17 protein-coding genes and 1 pseudogene are annotated in these 19,481 nt (G+C 70.3%); 13 read left to right on the top strand and 5 right to left on the bottom strand.

Annotation, left to right across the window (positions count from 1 at the left end):
* The first annotated feature begins 47 nt into the window (after positions 1-47).
* Positions 48-506, top strand: coding sequence for an SRPBCC family protein (locus tag ABZY31_RS10525; protein ID WP_356407234.1), 459 nt, complete (start codon positions 48-50; stop codon positions 504-506).
* Positions 507-526: 20 nt separating this feature from the next.
* On the opposite strand, the gene ABZY31_RS10520 is transcribed toward ABZY31_RS10525, so the two are convergent.
* From ABZY31_RS10520 to ABZY31_RS10500, 5 genes and pseudogenes are all read right to left on the bottom strand, one after another.
* Positions 527-2,647, bottom strand: coding sequence for a GAF domain-containing protein (locus ABZY31_RS10520; RefSeq protein ID WP_356407231.1), 2,121 nt, complete (start codon positions 2,645-2,647; stop codon positions 527-529).
* A 51-nt stretch (positions 2,648-2,698) separates the two neighbouring features.
* Positions 2,699-4,105, bottom strand: coding sequence for an MFS transporter (locus ABZY31_RS10515; RefSeq protein WP_356407291.1), 1,407 nt, complete (start codon positions 4,103-4,105; stop codon positions 2,699-2,701).
* Positions 4,106-4,791: 686 nt separating this feature from the next.
* Entirely contained in the window at positions 4,792-4,947 is a 156-nt protein-coding gene (locus tag ABZY31_RS10510) for a hypothetical protein (RefSeq protein WP_356407228.1), read from the bottom strand.
* 53 nt (positions 4,948-5,000) lie between these two features.
* Positions 5,001-5,234 (bottom strand): annotated as a pseudogene (locus tag ABZY31_RS10505) (MerR family transcriptional regulator); the annotation flags it as partial.
* Between the two features lie 288 nt (positions 5,235-5,522).
* Positions 5,523-6,104 carry a DUF5133 domain-containing protein gene (locus tag ABZY31_RS10500; protein ID WP_356407225.1) on the bottom strand — a complete coding sequence of 194 codons (582 nt, stop codon included), beginning with the start codon at positions 6,102-6,104 and terminating at the stop codon, positions 5,523-5,525.
* Positions 6,105-7,412: 1,308 nt separating this feature from the next.
* On the opposite strand from ABZY31_RS10500, the gene ABZY31_RS10495 reads away from it, so the two are divergent.
* The 12 genes from ABZY31_RS10495 to ABZY31_RS10440 all read left to right on the top strand — a co-directional run bounded on the left by ABZY31_RS10495 (position 7,413) and on the right by ABZY31_RS10440 (position 19,466).
* The gene (locus ABZY31_RS10495; RefSeq protein WP_356407222.1) at positions 7,413-8,390 is read left to right on the top strand and encodes an ABC transporter ATP-binding protein; all 978 of its coding nucleotides are present in this window, start codon (positions 7,413-7,415) and stop codon (positions 8,388-8,390) included.
* Entirely contained in the window at positions 8,387-9,427 is a 1,041-nt protein-coding gene (locus tag ABZY31_RS10490) for an ABC transporter permease (RefSeq protein WP_356407219.1), read from the top strand. The genes ABZY31_RS10495 and ABZY31_RS10490 overlap by 4 nt, the downstream gene beginning before the upstream one ends.
* The gene (locus ABZY31_RS10485) at positions 9,424-10,758 is read left to right on the top strand and encodes a YcaO-like family protein (RefSeq protein WP_356407216.1); all 1,335 of its coding nucleotides are present in this window, start codon (positions 9,424-9,426) and stop codon (positions 10,756-10,758) included. The genes ABZY31_RS10490 and ABZY31_RS10485 overlap by 4 nt, the downstream gene beginning before the upstream one ends.
* A 25-nt stretch (positions 10,759-10,783) precedes the next feature.
* A complete protein-coding gene (locus ABZY31_RS10480) occupies positions 10,784-11,509 on the top strand; it encodes a TOMM precursor leader peptide-binding protein (RefSeq protein WP_356407213.1) in 726 nt (241 codons plus the stop codon).
* Positions 11,510-11,743: 234 nt separating this feature from the next.
* Positions 11,744-13,192, top strand: a complete 1,449-nt coding sequence (locus ABZY31_RS10475) for a hypothetical protein (RefSeq protein ID WP_356407210.1) — start codon at positions 11,744-11,746, stop codon at positions 13,190-13,192.
* A gap of 2 nt (positions 13,193-13,194) precedes the next feature.
* Positions 13,195-13,944 (top strand): nitroreductase family protein, encoded by a 750-nt coding sequence (locus ABZY31_RS10470; RefSeq protein ID WP_356407207.1) that lies wholly within the window; start codon positions 13,195-13,197, stop codon positions 13,942-13,944.
* 120 nt (positions 13,945-14,064) lie between these two features.
* Complete coding sequence (locus ABZY31_RS10465) at positions 14,065-14,238, top strand: thiocillin family RiPP (RefSeq protein ID WP_356407204.1); 174 nt, start codon at positions 14,065-14,067, stop codon at positions 14,236-14,238.
* A 38-nt stretch (positions 14,239-14,276) separates the two neighbouring features.
* A complete protein-coding gene (locus ABZY31_RS10460) occupies positions 14,277-14,453 on the top strand; it encodes a thiocillin family RiPP (RefSeq protein WP_266503949.1) in 177 nt (58 codons plus the stop codon).
* A gap of 62 nt (positions 14,454-14,515) precedes the next feature.
* A complete protein-coding gene (locus ABZY31_RS10455) occupies positions 14,516-14,695 on the top strand; it encodes a thiocillin family RiPP (RefSeq protein ID WP_356407201.1) in 180 nt (59 codons plus the stop codon).
* A 102-nt stretch (positions 14,696-14,797) separates the two neighbouring features.
* Positions 14,798-15,970 (top strand): PqqD family peptide modification chaperone, encoded by a 1,173-nt coding sequence (locus ABZY31_RS10450; protein ID WP_356407198.1) that lies wholly within the window; start codon positions 14,798-14,800, stop codon positions 15,968-15,970.
* Entirely contained in the window at positions 15,967-18,585 is a 2,619-nt protein-coding gene (locus ABZY31_RS10445) for a lantibiotic dehydratase (RefSeq protein ID WP_356407195.1), read from the top strand. The genes ABZY31_RS10450 and ABZY31_RS10445 overlap by 4 nt, the downstream gene beginning before the upstream one ends.
* Positions 18,582-19,466, top strand: a complete 885-nt coding sequence (locus ABZY31_RS10440) for a thiopeptide-type bacteriocin biosynthesis protein (RefSeq protein ID WP_356407192.1) — start codon at positions 18,582-18,584, stop codon at positions 19,464-19,466. The genes ABZY31_RS10445 and ABZY31_RS10440 overlap by 4 nt, the downstream gene beginning before the upstream one ends.
* Positions 19,467-19,481: the final 15 nt, after the last annotated feature.

The following is a 19,481-nucleotide window of genomic DNA, read 5'->3' as shown; positions in this document are numbered from 1 at the left end:
CCGACCCTTCCCACCAGTACCAGCGCCAGCACCCCCGAGGAGACCTCATGATCACCACCCGGCACACGGTCACGATCGACGCCCCCGTCGAGGCGGTGTGGTCCCTGCACCTCGCCATCGCCGCCTGGCCCGAGTGGAACCAGGGCATCGACACGGCCGTCATCGAGGGGGAGCCCCGCGTGGGAGCCACCTTCCGCTGGCTCACGCACGGCCTCGACATCACCTCCACGATCACCGCCGTCGACCCCGGCCGGAGCATCGGCTGGAGCGGTCCCGCCGCGGGGATCGACGGGATCCACCACTGGACCTTCGACCCCGCCCCGGGCGGTGGGACCCTGGTCACCACCGAGGAGTCCTGGGCGGGCCCGCCCGTGGACGCCGACCCGGACGCCCTGCTGACGGGCCTCGACGCCTCCTTGACCGCCTGGCTGGCCGATCTGAAGGCCACGGCCGAAGCGCGGGCGGCGCGGGTGGCCGGGCGCGCGGGCGCGGCGCCGCGGGGCTGACCACCGGCGACGCGGTCCGGTCACCGTCCCCCGTGGTCCGCGGCGCCCGGGGGGTTCGGGCCGCCCTCCGCCGGCGCGGGCAGCGCGGTGCCCGTGATCCGGTGGACGCGCAGGGCGAGCTGGATCTCCAGGGCGCGGGAGGGGGTGTTCCAGCTCTCGCCCAGGAGCCGGCGGATCCGGTCCAGGCGCTGCACGACGGTGTTGACGTGGACGTGCAGCGCGTCCTTCGCCTTGGCCAGGCTGGCGCCGTGGGCGAAGTACGCCTCCAGGGTCCGGATCAGCTCGGTCCCGCGCCGGCGGTCGTAGTCCAGGACGGGGCCGAGCACGTCCTCCACGTAACCGCCCACGTCGGCGCGTTCGCCCAGCAGGACACCGAGGAAGCCCAGATCGGGCAGGGCCGCGCCGTGCCCGGTGCGGCCCAGGGCGTGCAGGGCCTCCAGGCAGCGCGACGCCTCCGCGTACGCGGCGGGCAGGGCGGCGGGCCCGGTCGCCGGGCCGGCGGACCCCACGGTGACCGGGCTTCCCAGCACCTGCCCCAGGTCCTCGGCCAGCGACCGGGCCAGCGGACCCGGCGCCGCGGCCTGCGCGAGGAGCACCACCCGGCCCTCGTGCACGGCGGCGAGGCCCTCCAGGGCCCGGGCCCGGCGGGCACCCTCCACGGCCAGCCGGGCCCGCGGCGCCGCGTCGCAGTGCAGCACCAGCACGGCGTGCGGCCGGCTCAGGTCGACGCCGAGCTTGCGGGCCCGCAGGGCCCGGCCGTCGGGATCCCGGACCTGGCCGTCCGGCCCGGCGGACAGCAGATCGCCGAGCAGTTCGCCGCGCACCCGGTCCTCGGCCTGCGCCAGCGACCGGCGCAGCAGCAGGAGCAACGCCGTGACGAGCGCGCTGCGTTCGAAGAGGCGGCGGTCAGAGTCCGGCAGGTCCGGGCGGTCGGTCAGGCTGATGCTGCCGAGCAGTTCGGGCCCGGCCAGGACCGCGCAGACCCATGTACCGCCCACCCGCACCGCCCGGCCGCCGGACCGGGAGGCCGCGATCCCCTGCTCCCGCGCGGCGCCGGGCCCTCCGGTGCGGGGCGGGAAGGCGACGGACGGATCGTGGGCGTCCCGCGTGTCGGGGTCCCGCGCACCGGTGTCGGGGGCACCGGCGTCCGGGCCGCCGGGGATGGGCGCCGCGGCGACCCGGGCGAGCTCGCTGCCGTCGGAGTCGTGGACCACCAGGCCGCCGCCCAGCAGGGCCGCGACCTCGCGGGCCAGGTCGGCCGTGTCGGCGCCGCGCAGCACCAGTTCGGTCAGCCGGTCGTGGGTCTCGGCCGCCAGCCGCATCGCCTCGCTGTGCGCGCGTACGGTGTCGTTCGCCACGCCGAGGTCGACGAGGGCCGCGCGGGTCTCCTCCAGCAGCCGGGCGCTGTCGATGGCCACGGCCGCGTGGTCGGCGAGCGAGGAGAGCAGCGCGACGGCCTCGGGCGCGAAGTCGCGGACCGCGCGGTCGGCGGCGTACAGCACCCCGATGACCCGGTGGCCGACCCGCAGGGGCACCCCGAGGATCCCGCGCAGCCCCTCCTCGCGCACCCCGCTGTCGATGGCGGGGGTGTGTCGGAAACGGCCGTCCACGCGGTAGTCGGCGGAGGCGTACGGCCGTGCGCTCTGCGCGACCAGACCGCCGAGCCCCTCGCCCATGCCCAGGCGCAGCTGCTGGAAGGCGGCCGAGACGGAGCCGTCGGTGACCCGCATGTACGTGTCCCCGGCGGCCGGGTCGTTGAGGGTGAGGTAGGTGACGTCCGTCCCCAGCAGCAGCCTGGCCCGGTGCACGATGGCCCGCAGGACCGCGTCCAGATCGCGCAGGGCGGCCAGGTCGCCCGCGGTGTCGAACAGGGCGGTGAGTTCCGCCTCGCGGCGCCGGTGCTGGTCGAGCGTGTGGCGGATGTCCAGGGCGACCCGGGTCGCCTCCTCCACGAGCGCCTGCTCCGCGGCTCCGGCCCCGGCGGCGCGGGCGTCCGCCGCGGGCCGGGCGAAGTGTTCGAGCGGAGCGCTGCGGTCGAGCAGGCCGAGGAGCTCCCGCAGCGCGGCCGCGGCCGGGGCCGCAGCCGTGGGCGGCGCCTCCTCCGTCGGGGCGGCGCCGCCGGCTCTTCCCACCGAGGTCATACGGGAGTCCCTTCCCCTGGGACCCGGTCGGCGGACGCGGCCCGGGCCCGGTCAGGCGGCCCGCTGGGCCTGCGCCGCCTTGCGCCCGGCCCGTCCGGACGCCCCGGGCGCCGAGGTGTCGCTCACGGTACGCGCCAGGTCGCGGCCGCGGGTCTCCTTGGCGAAGGCGACCGTGAGGGTGGTCACCACGGCGGCCGCGCAGAGGTAGAGCGACACCGGGACGGAGGAACCGTAGTCCTTGAGCAGTTCGACGGCGATGATCGGCGCCAGCGCACCGGCGACGATCGAGGCGAGCTGCGAACCCATCGAGGCGCCGGAATAGCGGACCTTGGTGTCGAACATCTCGGAGATGAACGCCGCCTGCGGCCCGTACATCGCGCCGTGCAGCAGCAGTCCGGCGGTGACGGCCGCGGCGATCACGGGGAACGACTCCGTGTCGAGCAGGGCGAAGAACCCGAAGGCCCACAGGGCCATGCCCACGGACCCGATCAGGGTCACCGGGCGCCGCCCGATGCGGTCGGAGAGCGCGCCCCAGGCGGGGATGGTGACGAAGTGGACGGCGGAGCCGATCAGGACCGCGTCCAGTGCGGTGGTCTTGGGCAGACCGAGGTGCGCGGTGACGTACACGAGGAGGAAGGAGGTCAGGACGTAGTACGAGATGTTCTCGCCGAAGCGGGTTCCGATGGCGGTCAGCACCTGGCGCCAGTCCCGGCGGAACACCTGGATGACGGGGGCCTGTTCCCGGGCCCCCGCGGCCGCCTCCGCATCGGCCTTGGCGCGGGCGGCGAGGAAGACGGGGGACTCGGAGACCGAGAGCCGGATCCACAGCCCGACTGCCACCAGGACGCCGGAGAGCAGGAACGGGATCCGCCACCCCCACGCCAGGAACGCGGCGTCCGACTGGAGGGAGGCGAGCAGCGCGAGGACCCCGGTGGCCAGCAGGTTCCCGCCCGGCGCCCCGGACTGCGGCCAGGAGGCCCAGAAGCCCCGGTGCTCCGCCCCGCCGTGCTCGGAGACGATCAGCACGGCGCCGCCCCACTCCCCGCCGAGCGCGAACCCCTGCACCAGCCGCAGCAGCGTGAGCAGCACCGGCGCACCGACCCCGATGCTCGCGTGCGTCGGCAGCAGCCCCATGGCGAACGTCGCCCCGCCCATCATGAGCAGACTGAGCACCAGCAGCTTCTTGCGCCCGACCTTGTCACCGAAGTGCCCGAACACCACCCCGCCCAGCGGCCGCGCCAGGAACCCGATCGCGTAGGTGAGGAAGGCGATCAGCGTCCCCGTCAGCGGATCGGCCGTGGGAAAGAACAGCTTGTTGAACACGAGCGCCGCGGCGGTGCCGTAGAGAAAGAAGTCGTACCACTCGATGGTGGTCCCGACGAGGCTGGCGGCGACGATCCGCCGGATGCCGGAGGGGGCCTGCGGGGGAGCCTGCGGGACGGTTCCGGGGGAGACCATGTGCACCACTTCCAGGGTGTCTGCGGGGACGTCGGGGGTGGCCACAACGTAGAAGTCCCCAGCTCACCGGCATATGTGGCCTGTCATCACAATCCGGCTGGGACTGATGTGCCCGCGCACTACATGGCCCGACCATCGGCCCCGGGACCCCTCCGGAACGGGGTCGCGAGACCCTGCCGGAATTGCATAGTTCGCCCGATTTTGGCGCGGTGGTACTCGCTCCCGTGCTGGTTTGGTGCTGACCTGAAACCCCACGTCAGCACCCCTCGCAACCCGTCCCGTGCTGGTTCGGTGCTGGTTACGCTGCGTTGAGCGGGTCGAGGCAGGGCCAGCCCTGCGCTTGGAGGAAGGCGTCAGGGTGGACATGGCCGTACTCGTCGCGACTGTGGAGCAGGACGGCGACTACACGGCCCGTCCGGCCGACTGATGCAACAACGCCGATCACCGGAGCCGGGCCACTGTGCGGCCTCGCTGCCATGGCCTGCCTCGTCCGGTCCTACAGGTCAGCCCGGCGCACCGTGTCCTCCCCTATGGAGAGCTGAAGGCCAGCGGCGGGTAACAGCGCAGCAGATGCTGCGAAGGCGGCTCGCCGCCTCGCACGGAAGACGTACCTGACCCCTGCGCCCACCGTTTACTGCGGGATGACCAGCGCCATCGACTACGCCGCAGCGTATGCCTGTGCAAGATCACATCGGTGTCAGGTTGTGATCAGCCCTGGCGGGAGGCGCACCACCAGGCAGCAGCAGCGGCGGCGAGCGCACGGCGGCGGCCGCGTACAGCACAGTCTGCTCGCCGGGCATTGTGCAGAGGGCGGCGCCCGCCAGCGTGAGGATCACGCCCATCACCGGCAGGGGAGACGCCGGACAGCAGGGCGGTGCGACAGCGTCACCGCGGGTCAGGATCCAGTAGTCGCGCTCTGGCGCAGGCGCGTGCGGAGCGTTTCGGCGAAGTCCTCGGCGCGCGTGAGCTGGACGCGGAGTTTGTCGACCTGCTCGGCGGCAGCCTGCTCGTACTCGCGCACGCGGTTCAGCAGGGCCTCTCGTTCGCCGTCATCGAGGCCGGGTCCGGCGTCGAGGCGGTCGGTGGCGTCAAGGAGGTCGCGCATCTGGTCGAGGGTGAAACCGAGCGGGGCGGGCGGGCCTTGTACGGGTCTGCCGAGGCCGATCCCGCGGGGGCGTTCCAGTGGGACGGCGACACCCCCTGATCAAAGGCGGGACCTGGTGGAGACCTTGGGCTTGCGTGCGCGGGCCCCGGGGTGCGTGAGCAGAGACCACAACCGCGGTGGCGTCCCTGGCATGAAGGGGATCCAGGGACGGCGGGCAGCCTGAAGGGGAACGCGATGCCGTGGCGGACGACCGGGCCAGCACCTGCGGGCAGCGGCCGCCGCCTGTAGCCGCCCGCAAATCCACACCACCCCTTACCGGCGCGGCGTCCCTCGGGCGGCCGTCATCCGGGCGCGGGGCTGCGGGGCACTGAAGTTGGGCGCGGCTAGGGTGGCGCGCCGGCCGGCCTTGCTGAGGCGTTCCGCGGCCGGGAGTGCGGTGTGAGTGGCGGGGTGGCCGGTCAGGACGCACAGCGCATACCCGGCGTCGTCCAGGAAGCTGCGGGCCGTGGCATCGCCCGGCGCAGCGAGGGCGCGGCGGCGGGCGGCCAGGTAGTGGTTAACGTACTCGCCCAGGCCTTGCACACTGCTCGCGCACCCGACTGGATCCTCGGGAGGATCGGCTTCCAGAAGGCGGTCGATAGCGTCGGCCAAGGCATCTGCTACCGGATCGTAGAGCGGCCCGTCACCGGTGCACAGGCGCAGCGCCGCGTGCGCGGCATCCACCAGTGAGGCCCCCGCCGCCTGTGCGGATACGGCCAGGAGCCTGCGGGCGGTATCGGTGCTGCACGGCACCACCGCCATCAGCATCCCCGTCGCCTGCCCGACCAGCGCCCGCTCGGCAACCACTTCCGCCCGGTCCCGGCCACCGGACTCTGGTACTCCTTTGTCGTTCATCACTGACCGCCTCGCTCGCGTAGACCACCGACACCACGCGCCGGACACCCCGGGCTGTCTACCACGGCCATCCCCGGACAGGCGCCGCTCCGGGCCACGCTCATGACCCGCTAGTTGACGCCCGGTCGCGCGCTGCCCGGGCCGCCCAACAGCCCGGCGCGTAGGTCACGGACAAATCGGCCCGGTTCAGGGGTAGTCAAGGCGGATCGAGCACCTGTCGTGGGTGGTCGTCAGGCGGGGTCAAGGGGTCTTTCTTCATGGTGGTCCCGGCCCGCTCGCACCTCAGCGTGTGGGCCGGATCCGTCACCGATCCGGCCGTGATGGTCGGCGAACCACGAGGATCCGATGGTCATGGGAGGGCGGACGCACCGAACCCCGGTCGGCTGCGCCATCTCGCAAGCGGCGTTGCGCGGCAACGGTTGCTGGAACGTGCCCTGGATGGTCGCTCGCTGCACTTCTGCGAGTCCGCAACCGTCGGGTGACGCACTCGGGTGTTCCCGCAAGCACGCCGCAGACGAGGCGGTGTAGCGCCAGCCTGACTGCGGGGCCGCGGCAACCCGTCATTCACAGACCCGCAAGCTCGACGGCGAGTTGCCAGTGTTGCGGGGGCCGCCCGCCGGGGCCCGCCGCAGCCGACCTGAGCCGGACCGACTCTGGTGCGGGATCGATGTGAATGAGCCACAGTCTTGAACGGCCGCAGATGCACTCAGGCGCCGCACCCCCCTGTCATCGGGGGGGGAAGTGGCACGAAAGACATGCAATCAGGTAAGGAAGAGAAAACTTTCGGCCACCTCACGCCAAGATCGCTTGCGTTGGATCGGTGTCGTGTGAAAGATTCTTTTCCGGCGCGAAGACCAACGCGCTCCCGGTTGGGCCTAAAGGCTCGCCAAAAATGTGCACGGGGGAGATTTAAGAATGTACTACCAGTGTGTCCAAATTTGCATCACCGGTATCGCGGCATGTGGTTTCGCGACGGGTCGAGCCTCAGTGTAATTAGCTCCCTGCTAGCCGGTAGTTAATGGTTCCACCGGACAGGTGGAAGGCGAAGGCCTCTTGGCGCCCTTTCGTCGGTACGCTCTGCGTCCTTGGTTTGACGTGCGGTTACGTGCGTTCTGCGCCGACGTCACGTTGCTTATAAGCCCCGGCCCCGCCCTGCCCTGCTATCGCCGTGTTGCTGTCAGGCGTAGGCCAATGGGTTTCGGCGAACATCACCCGCGAAATCAGAGACCGGGCTGCTCTTGGCGCGCCCGGGGGTGGTGGCGGGGGCAACCGAGTGCAGAGACCGCCTTTTGAAGAGTCGGAAAGTCTATGGAAGCCGAAAAGCGCGACGGTATAGTCGCATCGCTTGTTGAACTCTCGAAATACTACAGCAGTCGCAAAGCGCTGGACGCGGTCAGCTTCGACGTATGTAATGGAGAAGTGTTCGGGCTGCTCGGTCCGAATGGAGCCGGAAAGACCACGCTCCTGGAGTGCCTGACGGGTCTGCGCCGCCCGACGTCGGGCTCTGTGAGAGTCCTGGGTCACGACCCTGGTTCTCGCGCGCCCGAGCTGAGAAGACTCATGGCAGTGCAGCCGCAGGAGGCCGCGCTGTTTCCGCAGCTGTCCGTTCGAGAGACCGTCGAGCTCTGGGCTTCCTTCTACGGGGATCACGATCGAGTCGACGAAGTCCTGGACCGCGTCGGCCTGGCAGGTGAGGCGTTCCAGCGCGTCAAGGCACTGTCCGGCGGGCAGGCTCGCCGTCTGCTCCTGGCCGTCACCGTGATTGGCCGGCCGCGCCTTCTCGTGCTGGATGAACCGGCTGCCGGACTCGACCCGCAGGCCAAGGAACACCTGTGGGACGTCATCCGGAAGCAGCGCGAGGCCGGCGGCACCGTACTCCTCACGACACATGACATGAACGAGGCCACGGAGCTGTGCGATCGGGTGGCGGTTCTGGTCGGCGGGCGCATCGCAGCGTGCGACACGCCTGCTCGACTCGTGTCGGCGCTGGCGTCCAGCAGCACGGTCACCTTCACGACGCCGACAGGAACCGACCTCGGGTCGCTCGACTCCTTGCCCGGAGTGACCGCTGTCGAGGTCACTCAGGAAGCGGAAGGGCGCCGGTCCGTCCAGCTGCGCACGACCGACGGCGACCTGACGCTGCGCCGCATAGCGGCGGACGAGCAGTTGGTTGCCTCGGACCTCGACATCAGCAGGGGCGGGCTCGACTCGGTGTTTCGCAGCCTTGCCACGGACGGCCCAGGCCGCCAGGAAGCAGCCCGAACCAAGAAGGAGGTGAATGAATGAACGGGTCACCTTCCGCACTGCGGGAGATGGTCAAGACCAACGCGCGGGAGCTGTTCCGCGACGGCAAGACCGCCTTCTTCACCGTGCTCTTCCCTCTCCTCTTCCTCGCGATGTTCCTGGGCCTGGGCGCGCTCACAGCGGGCGGCTCCTATCGAATCGCCGTGGTGGATTCCCCCGAACAGCACGCGGTCGTAGATGAGTTGGCGCAGATCGACGGGTTCCACGCAGAGCCCTGGAAGGGGGCGGAACCGCTCCCGGCCGGCGATCTGGGTGGTTACGACGCGGTCGTCACCGTCTCCGGCGGACAGGCTTCGGTGGTGGTCGACGCTTCGAGGTTCGGCGCACTGAAGGGTTTGCGGTCCGCGCTCGCCGACAGTGGCATCGACGACTCCCGCAGCGACTTCCGTACCCCGGACGGCGGTGTGCCCTTCGACCCCCTCAAGGCGGCATTGCCGACCGGTCTGCTGATGGCCCTCATGTCGACGGCCTTCTTCGGCACGGCAACCCCCCTGATAGCTCTGAGGACGCGTGGAACGCTGCGGCTGCTGGGGACCACGCCGCTGGGCCGCTTGACCTTCGTACTGGCCCAGGCCCCGGTCCGGCTGGCCCTCGTCGTCGTCCAGCTGATCGTCCTTGGCATGGTTGCCGTCGTCATGGAGTTCATGTCCTTCGCCGACACCCTGCGGCTGATGGGCACAGGTCTACTCGGCGCCCTCATGCTGTTCGCCTTCGGCTATCTGATGGCGGCCCGCCTGCGCAACGCAGAGGTGGTTAACGGGCTGTTGGGCTTGTTGATGCCGGTGTTGCTCTTCTTCAGCGGGCTGTTCCTGCCCTTGAGCATGCTGCCGTCCGTCATCACGACGGTCTCCGACGTGCTGCCCACCACGTATCTGGTGGACGCCTTCAACCACGACCTCAACGAGGCCGCCTCCGTGCACAGCCTCACCACCGACTGGTTGGTCCTCCTCGCCGCGACAGCCGTCTTCGGTGGGCTCGCCGCCCGTCTGTTCCGATGGGACCAGGGAGAAGCCCGATGAACGCACCCGCCCTGCAGGCCGGCCTCGGCCGGCTCACAGACCTCGACGCCCTCGTAGGTCCCTACGGTCTGGTGGAACGGACCCACCGGCTGCCCAACCACCCCGGGGACCCGCGGTTCCCGATCTTCTCCGCATCCCTCGGCGACCTCGCCAAGGCGGTCGACAACATCGCCGACTCCACCCGTGGCCGCAGCGCCCGCGGGGAAATGGACGGCGCCGGCGGCGCCGTCGATCCCGAGCGGGCTGCCCGCCTCAGCGTCGCCGAGGCACTGGAGCGCTACGCCACATCCGTGGTCCAGCCGGACGGAGTGGTATGGGCGACGGCCGAGGAACTTGGCGAGGAGGCACTCGACCTGACGACGATGCCTCGTTGCTCTCCCGCGGAACTGGCCCACCCCAGAGCCATCACCGTCGATGTCGACACCAAGACGCCGATGCGCTGGGTACGCGGCTGGTCCCTGACCGCGCAGAAGACCCAGTGGGTGCCCGCCGTGGGGGTGTGGATGCACATCCCGCCCCTGTCTCGGGCCGAGCGGTACGCGAATCCCATCTCCACGGGCTGTGCCACGCACACCGATCTGGCGCAGGCCCTCGTGAACGCGGTGTGCGAGGTCGTGGAGCGGGACGCCATTGCGCTGACCTGGTACCAGCGCCTGGCGCTGCCGCGGATCGACTTCGACGTGGTGCCGGAGAACCTGGCGCCATTCCTGGAGAAGTCACGCAACAGCCTCGTGGAGACCGTTTTCTTCGACGCGACGACCGACCTTGGGATCCCGACGGTGTACTCGGTCGACCTCTCGCCGCACAACGAGGTGCTCGGCCAGATGGTCATGTGCAACACGAGCCTGGACCCGGTCGACAGTGTGGCCAAGATCGTCCGGGAGTCGGCGTCCTCGCGCATCGCCATGCAGGTGCCGCGCGAGATGCCACCGTCCGTGGACGAGTTCCTGCACGTCTTCCACGGGGCCGCGTACATGGGACGACCGGAGCGGAGAGAGGACTTCGACTTCCTGCTCGAAGGCGGCGCCCGCCGGCCCTTCAGTGAACTGCCCGTGCTCACCACTGGCGACAGCGGGCAGGACCTGGCCTTCCTCGTGCAGCGGTTGAAGCAGGCCGGATGCGACGTGATCGCCGTGGAGTGCACGACGGACGAAGCCCGCGACGTGGGCTTCCGTGTGGTGCGCGTCATCATTCCGCAGCTCATGCCGCTGTCCTTCACCCATCGTGCCCGCTACCTCGCGCACCCCCGGTTGTACGAGGCGCCGGCCCGGATGGGCCTCCCCGTGCACGGGGAGGCGGACATCAATCCGCATCCCCAGCCCTTCGCCTGACGAGCCGACGATCAGGTCCATTTACATGAACGGGAAGCCAATGACCAAGGTGCACGTGCTCGCCGTAGGCGGGTTCGGTGAGGCCGTCGCCGACCGGCTGGGCCGTGAACGCAACGACCTCGAGATCTCCACTGACCGGGACGGTTCGCTGGAGCTGTCCGCGAGCTGGCCCAACGCGGACCTGCGTGTTCTCGCCTCCTGGCGGGAAACGCCGAGACTGGTCGAGATCCTCGACGCCCGTTCGGCCGACTGGGGCACCCCGTGGTTCCCCGTGCTCGCCGAGCACCCCCGGCTGCGGGTGGGCCCCCTGGTCGTCCCTGGGGCCGGTGCCTGTTACCGCTGCTTCCGCAAGCGCAGGGCGCAGCACGAGCGGGACGCGACCCACCTCGCGACCCTGCACGCACACTACGACGACTCCCCCGGGTCCGGCCCCGACGGTTTCCTGCCCCACCACGTGGACATGGCCGCCGGGATGGCCCTGGACGTGCTGCGGCGGTTCGATGCCGGCGAGACCGACCGCTTCGCCGGCACCGTCCGGCACTGGCACCTTCTGGAACAGCACCTTTCCGGCGGACGCGTCGTCGCCGTGCACGCATGTGCCCGATGTCGCCGGCCAGGGACGGTTCCGGCCGAGTCCACCTGGGCGGACCTCGCCCGGGATCTGACACCCCTGCTGGCCCCCCTCGACGAGGGCGCGGTCACCCACTCTGACGCGCCCCAGGCCGCGTCGTCGACTTCCGCTCATCAGTGAGGTAGTGCCGTGGCCGACAACAAGCTGATCTCCGCAGAGGAGATGCGCCGCGCAGTTGCGCAAGACCCCCAGTTCAGCGCCCCCGAACGACCGTCCCTGTGCCGTGGCCTGGTCGTCGTACCCTTCTCCGACGGGATCCTTATCGAGGGCGCTCCCACTCGGCAGGTCCTTCGGGGAGCTGCAGCCCGTGATCTGACACCGCGGGTGCTGCCACTCCTGGACGGAACGCGGAACGTGGCACAACTCGCCGAGCAGGCGAACGTGCCGGTGCAGCACATCGAGCAGGTCGTCGCGCTCTTGTACACCTGTGGACTCCTGGAGGAAGGTTCCGGCGCAGCCGTGGCCGACGGCCCCGCCGCCGTGTTCTGGTCCCGCAGCCTGGACTCCACCCGCGTCAACCGCAACGCGGCCGAGGCGATGGATCGGCTGAGCACCACTCGTGTGGCTGTGGTGGCCAACGGAGAGACCGGCGTACGACTCCGAGACGCTCTGCTGGACAACGGCTTCGGCGAGGTGGAACTCGTCGCGTCGGCCGCCGCGCTGCACGGTGTCCCCAACCTTCTCGTGGCCGTCGATGAGGGCGGCCGCGCGGATCTGGGCGAAACCGCACAGTGGTGCGCCACCCGCGGCATACCGATGCTTCCCGCTCACCTACACGGCGCGACCTTGGACCTCGGCCCCTACATCGATCCGGAGTTCACCGTCTCCTTTGGCGAAGCCGACCGGCAGCGCAGGTCACAGCCCCCGGAGGACCATCACGACCCCGCAGGCGACGCTGCCGTGCACACCATGGCCACCGCCCTCATTGCAGGTCAGGTGACAGCCATCACCAGCCGGGTAGGCGCGGTGTCCGTGCTGCGCGGCATGGTCCGGACCGACCTGGAGTCGTGGCGCCAGGACATGTACGTCACGGCGCCAGTGCCGGACCGTACGGACTCCCGGTCCTCCCTTACCGCGGCGGACGTGCCGCTCGCCTTGGCCTTCGAGAGCTCGGTCGCGTTCCCGCCGCGCAAGCTACTGAATCCCCGTGATCATCAGATGCACTACAAGCCCGGCAACATCGCTCTGCAGCACGAGAGCAAGCGGTGGCCGAGCGCCCGCACGCTCACACTTCCCCGAACGGGGATCCACCCTCAGACTCCGTTGGAGCCGTCCGAGACGACGGCGGCCGGGCAGGCAGACCTGACACATCTCGCGTCCCTGCTCCTCCTCGCCGTCGGGCGGCAGGAGGAATCGGCGCCGGGCCGCCCCAGTGTCCCCCGCTGGGCGCCCACCGGCGGCAACCTCGGCTCCCCCAACCTGCACGCCGTGATCAGGGACGTCGAGGGTGTTCCGGCGGGCTACTGGGGTTACGACCAGGCGGCCCACCGACTGGCGCGACTGCCCGATGCCGTGGACCCCGCCCGGCTGCCCGGTGCGGACGCCGCAGCCACGCTCGTCCTCACCGGTTCCCTGGCACGGGTCGCATCGAAGTACTCCACCTTCGCCTGGCGCATCGTGCACCTCGATGCCGGAGTGGCGGTCGCCCAGCTGGTGCACGCGGCCCGCTCCTTCGGGCTCATGGCCCGCCCGCTGGACCGGTGGGACGACGTGACCTTGGCCGCCGCGTTCGACCTCGACCTGGACGCCGAGCCCATCACCGGGGTCGTGGAACTCCGCCCCCTCATCGCAGACGAGGCCTGACCATGCAGACGACGCCACCGCTCCCCGCGCTGCTGGACCACAACGAGCTGATGCGGCAACTCCAGCTGCGTTCACGACTGGACCCGGCAGCCCTGAGCACGGAACCCGCCAAACCGGATACCGGACTGCGCGGAACCCTGCAGTCCGCCGGTGAGGGGAAGCAACGGATCCACGCAGGGATCGCGCCCGCAGGCGAGGAACCGCTGGAAACCCTACTGCGCCGCCGGGCATCCGTACGTACCTACGCGCCGCAGCCTGTCGCGGACGACGTGCTCGCCGCCGTCATCGAGCGCGCCGCGGCCTTCGACCGGGAGGCATGGCCCGACCACGACGCGGGTGCCGGCCTGGAATTCCTCGTGGCGGCACGCGACGTGGCCGGACTGCCCGCGGGACTGTACCTCTACTCGCCGGCGGGAGACGGGTTCGTCCGGCTCGCCGATCTCCCTGCCGGCGACGCGGCCGCGGAACTCGTCCTCCAGCTGGAGTTCGCACACGCACCCGCGATCGTCATGGTGTGCGGCCCGCTGGCCGCGTCTTTGGACCGCCACGGTGAGCATGGCCACCGGCTACTGCTCACTCGGGCTGGAGCCGCCGCTCACACTGCCTGGCTCACTGCTCTGGACCGGGGATTGGTCGGCAGCATCTTCGCCGGATTCCTCTCCTCGGCCCTTAAGCCCCTCCTGCCGGTCGACGGCTACCGCAGCGCACAGCTGCTGGCGTTCGCCTGCGGCCACGCTGCGGACGCCGAGTGACGCCTCGGTACCAGAGGCGCACCACCCCAGACTCCGCCCTCCGACAAGGGGTGCGGCTCCATACGGCGGTTTTCGCATCTACAGCCGCCGGTCATCAACAACACAAGAACGGAGGGCGTCATGCCCAACCACTCCGACCTCGTCATCGACCTCTTTGCTGAGGACACCAATGCCCTGACGGTCGACGAGCTGCCCAACGACTCGTCGCTGGCCTCGGTCTCGACGGCCGGCACCTTCGGCTGCCTGCTCGGTTCCACCGTCGCCACCGCCGGCACGGCCAGCTCCCAAGGCTGAGCCCCGCCTCCAACCCGCCTTCACGAAAGGAAATTCCAGTGGGAGAGACCATCAACCTCGACCTCTTCGCCGAGGACATCACCAGCGAGCTGACCGCCGAGGTCCTCGACAACGCGGCCCTGCTGGGCACCTGGGGCTCGATCGGCACGTTCGGCAGTGCCACCTGCCCGGCCTCCACCGCCTCGACCGGCGGCAGCGCGTCTTCGTCGGGCTGATCACCCCCCGACCGCACCAGCGACCGCGGTACCACTGAAATCCCATTGAAAGGAACATCATGATGAACACGTTCGAAATCCAGGACGCGATGATCATCGACCTGGCCGTCGAGGACATGACGGTCGAGACGCTCGGCGACAGCGCCCTGCTTGGCACCGCCGCCTCCTTCGGCACCGCTGCATCGGCCAGCTGCCCGGCGGCGTGCTTCGGTACCGCCAGCTCCGCCTCCTCGGCCGGCTGATCACCGAACCACTGACATCCGGATGAAGACGCTGTCCGGCCGGCACTGGCTCAGAGTGCCGGCCGGACAGCGGCCCCAGCATTATCCCCTCAGGAGCCATTCATGCGATCACCCGCCGCCGAGCACCAGCAGCACGCCGTGCCCGAAAGCAGCGAAGCGGCGACCAGGGAAACGAGCAGCGCGGACACTGCATGGCTCGAGACCGAGCTGCTGGCCGTGAAAGACACCATCGAACTCACGGACGGCCTCGACGGCCGCCCCCTCCTCTTCGACTCCGACACAGGCAAGTACGTGGCGGTGTCCAAGGCGGGCACCGTCATCCTGACGCTCCTCGACGGACAGACCACCGCCCGTGACGTGGTACGCCGGGTGGCCTCACCGTCCGCCGACCCGGCTCGCGCCGAGACCGCTGTCGTCCGGTTCCTGACGGAGCTCCGCCAGGCCGGGGTCCTCACCCTCGAACCACAGGACGAGACGCGCCGGGAACGGGTCCTCAAGTACTCGCTGCGGCAGAGGATGCCGCGCAAGCCGCTGACCCGCTCCGTCCACATACTGCTCGAACCCGTGGCCAAGGTACTGCAGAAGCTGCCCGTACCCGCGGTGGTCGGTATGTGGATCGTGCTGACGGTCGCGGGTCTGTCCACGGCGGGGTACGCCCTTGCGACCCGGAGCCTGCCGGACTACACGGTCTGGTCCGGGATCGCGGCGCTCCTGCTGATGCTCCAGATCGCCGTACACGAGCTGGCGCACGCCCTCGTGTGCCAGTCCCTGCGGGTGCCGGTCCGGGAGGCAGGCATCACCCTCATGCTCTACGTGATGCCCGTGGCGTACGTGGACCGTACGGACGCCTACCGCGTGCGGGGACGCGCACCGCGCGCCCTCATCGCGCTCGCCGGACCCATGAGTGACGCCATCTGGGCGGGAGCCACCGCTCTGGTCCTGCTGCACACCAGCGGAGCCGTACACGATATCGCCGGCGCGCTCCTCCAACTGCAAGTACTGCTCATGATCGTGAACCTGAATCCGTTGCTTCCTTCGGACGGATACCACGCACTGGAGTCCGCCATGGGCTCCGTCAACCTCCGCGGCCGGTCCTTCGCCTTTCTCGTCCACATGGTCACAAGGGCTCCGCTGCCGAGTCATCTGCTCGTGAGCGGCAAGCTCAAGCGTGCCGGCTACTGCGCCTTCGGCGTCCTGTGTGCTTGCTACGGAGTGTTCATGGTCGGGGTCGTCCTGACGTGGTGGTGGCACCTCATCGAAGGGCTCCTCGGATGACTGTCCTCCCGACCGCACCCCAGCCCCTGACGCTGCCGGACGCCACGCCAGTGGCGGCCGCGCGGCCTGCGCAGCCCGAGGGCCGCGCTCCTGGCGGGCTGAGCCCCGTGGTGTCCGCATGGGCGGTGCACCGCATCAACCGGCTGCCCGTGGAGTCGCTGGATCTCGCCCTGCCCTGCACCTCGGACTCCCTGCGCCAGGAGGCGGCGTACGAGAAGCAGCTCGCCGATGGGGCCGGCTTCCTCTCCGATGCCCTGTACGCCGCCGTCCCGACACTCGACGACTCCCCGCACCTGCGCCGTGCGCTCCTCAAGCTGCGCCGCTGCGTGCACAACGGCCGTCCGGTGCAGCTGCCGGAGGACGTCATGGCAGGGCTGCGCGAAACGCTGGGCGGCCCGGCGGCCCGCGCGCTGACCGAGTGGCTCGACGCCATGCGGGACCTCTCCTCACTTCGCACCCGGACCGACGCCCTGTACGAAGAGGAGACCACGCGGGCCACCGAACGCCTGCGGGACGTCCTCTCCGAGCCGGTCTTCGCCCAGGGGCTCGCCCAGGCAAGCCCCCACCTGCTCGATCACGTGACGGCCAAACCGCTCGAACCGCACGGCAAAGCGGCCCGTTCGGTGCTCGGTTACGTCTCCAGGGCCGCCGCGAAGACCAGTCCGTTCTCCCGGCTGACGGCACTGGCCCTGGAGGGCGGGGAAGCGGACGGAACCGGCCACAGCTACGTGGATCAGCAGCACGTCCGCGCCTGGCTCGACACCCTGGCTCGCGACGAGCGCTTCGCCGCCGCTTTCCAGGTGGAGCCCAACAGGTCGGTGCGCCGACCGGGGGGACGCGCGTACCTGCTGACTCCCGCCTATCCCGGCTCGGGCGAGTCAGCCTGGCGCACGGATTCGATCGCCGACGCCTCCCGCTACGTCGAGCTGATCGGAGCACTGGCCTCCTGGCCCCGCATGACGATCACCCAGGCGCTCGTACGCATCGGGGGCAGTGACCCGTTCGGAGGCTTCCTCAGACTGCTCGACACCGGGCTGCTGCAGCTCGTGCTCCCCTGGACGGCGACGGACCCCCACCCCGTCCGTGCCCTCGCACAGAGCCTGGAGTGCCTTTCCGACCCAGTCGCGCGGCGCACCCGTGTGCTGTTGGAGGACCTCGGGGAGGAGGCAGCGGGACTGCACCTGCTGTCCGGGAGCGAACGTGCCCGGTCGGTCAACCGGCTCGCCGCGCGCATCGGCTCCGACGCCGCGGACGATCCGCGGCCCGCCGTCCCATACGCCGTGTACGAGGACGCCCTGTCCGACGTCCCGGCGGGCCTGCCGGCCGAAGCCGTCCGGGAGGATCTCGCCGAACTGGGTCGTCTCCTGCGCCCCTACGTCTTCCGCTCGCACGTCTATGACTGGCTCCGGGACGAATTCGTGGCCCGGTACGGCGCCGGCGGGCACTGCCCCGACCTATTCGAGTTCCTCTGGGCCGTCGCAGCATCCCCCGGGTTCGAGGGGAACCTCTACCGAGCGCTGCAGAAGGACCACGGCGAGTCGGGACGCCCCACCGACCGCGCGTGGCTGCCCGTGTCCGCGTCCAGCGCGCCGCCGACGGCAGCCGTGCTGTACCAGGTCGCGGCGCGATCCGCCGACGCCATCCGGCGTGGTGACTACCGGATCGTGGTGAACCAGTACAACTCGGGAGTGGGCGGGCTGCTCGCGCGCTTCCGCCACCAGCTGGACAGCCCGGCAGCCGACCGCGCCGGGCTCACCCGGCATCTGCAGGACTGGATCGCCGACCTGTTCCCGCACGCCGCACCGCACCAGCTCACCCTGTCCGGTGACGTGAACGGGATGCACCGTGCGGCCGACGGCGTGCTGACCGCGTTCCGCTGGCCGGGGGAACCCTCCCACGCCGGTGGAGCCGTGCATGCAGAGGCACCCGCGACCATGAGCCACTGCCCGGTCACGGACACCTTGGAGTTCGCCGACTGCACCGGTCGTACCCTCGCGCCCGTCTACCTTGGTGTCGTGCCGCAGCACCTCATCCCCGGCGTCGCACGGCTGCTGCTGTGCCTCGCCGACCCGTGGATCAACGGATCCCGCTTGTGCTGTACGCCGAACCCGGTGGACGGATCTCCACCCGTCACCGGCGAGGACATGGAAGTGATCCCGCGCAGGGTCCATGACCGCCTGGTCCTCGGACGCCGTACCTGGCGGATCGCTCCCGAAGCCCTGCCCCAGCCGGCCAAGGGTGAGCAGCCGTCGGCCTACTTCCGGCGGGTGCACCGGTGGCGTATCGGCCTGGGTCTCCCGGACGAGGTGTTCGTGTCCGTCGAATGCCCCTTCACGGCGGCGGAAGTGGCCTCCTCCCGGGGAAAGCCCTTCTGGCTCTCCTTCCTGAGCCCGCACGCGATCTGGGCGGCGGCAAACCACATCGGAAGGGCGAAGGACGCGACGGCCGTCCGGCTCGCCGAAACGTGCCCGGACCGCTCCGCGTACTGGTTGCGGGACGACAGCGGGAGCCACAGGGCGGCAGAACACGTTTCCCTGTTGCGCTGGCACCGCCCCTCGCGCCACGCCCAGCCCGACGATGAGCCCGGGACCCACAGCGCGGAGGCGAGCTCGTGAAGAACCCTCTCCTGCAGGCGGACTGGTGGTACGCACGCCTCTACCCCGGCGGACTCGACCACTTGGACCAGGCCGTCGTCCGGTGCCTGCCGCCACTTGTCGATCTCGCGCGGGAACTCGGAGCGGACCAATGGTTCTTCATCCAGTACACCGACTGGAAAGGACCGCATCTCAGGCTCCGGATCCACGGTGAGCGCGACACGGTGGACCGGCTCCATCGCATGCTCCCGCAGATCACCCGCGACCTCGAAGCACTCGGCCGCGAGCCCGTCCCGAACCGCGGAGCCCTGGTCCCGTTCGAGTTGCGCCCGTTCAGCGGGAGCCACGCCGGAGTCGAAACGGCTCTCTACGAACCCGAGGAGGGGAAGTACGGAGGGCCCCTGGGGACCGAACTCGCGGAAGAGGTCTTCCAGCACTCCAGCGACCTCGCCCTGTGGGCCGGAAACCTGCCGCGCCACCCCGACCGCGCCGCCCTCGCAACACTGTTGCTGCGCGCCTCGGCAGCTGCCCTGCGGAACCACGGCAAAGGCACCGACACCGCGTGGTTCTGGGAGCGCCACCTCGCCTGGTGGACCCATGACGGCGGACGAGAGGCCAAAGAGCTCCGCACGCGTCTGCGGAACGCCGCAGAGGCCGACGAGGCGGGAATCCGCGGCAGATCTGCCGAGATGGCACTCGATCCTGAGGTGCGGGTCCGGGTACGGGGCTGGGAGGAGGTTCTATCCGCATACCTCGGCAGGGCCGAGGCCAGCCGTGTTCCCTATAGTGCGGGGCACCTGGTTTTCCACCAGGCCCACATGATGTGCAACCGGCTGGGAGTGCTCCCGCGGGAAGAGGCGCTACTCGGAATCCTGGCAACCGAGCAATCTGGCTTGTCTTGAGTACTTATGGCGAGC

The sequence above is a fragment of the Streptomyces sp. NPDC006529 genome, from assembly GCF_040611795.1.
Classification (GTDB): domain Bacteria; phylum Actinomycetota; class Actinomycetes; order Streptomycetales; family Streptomycetaceae; genus Streptomyces.
Note: the sequence above shows the minus strand (reverse complement) of the source record. Positions and strands in the feature narration are given on the sequence as shown.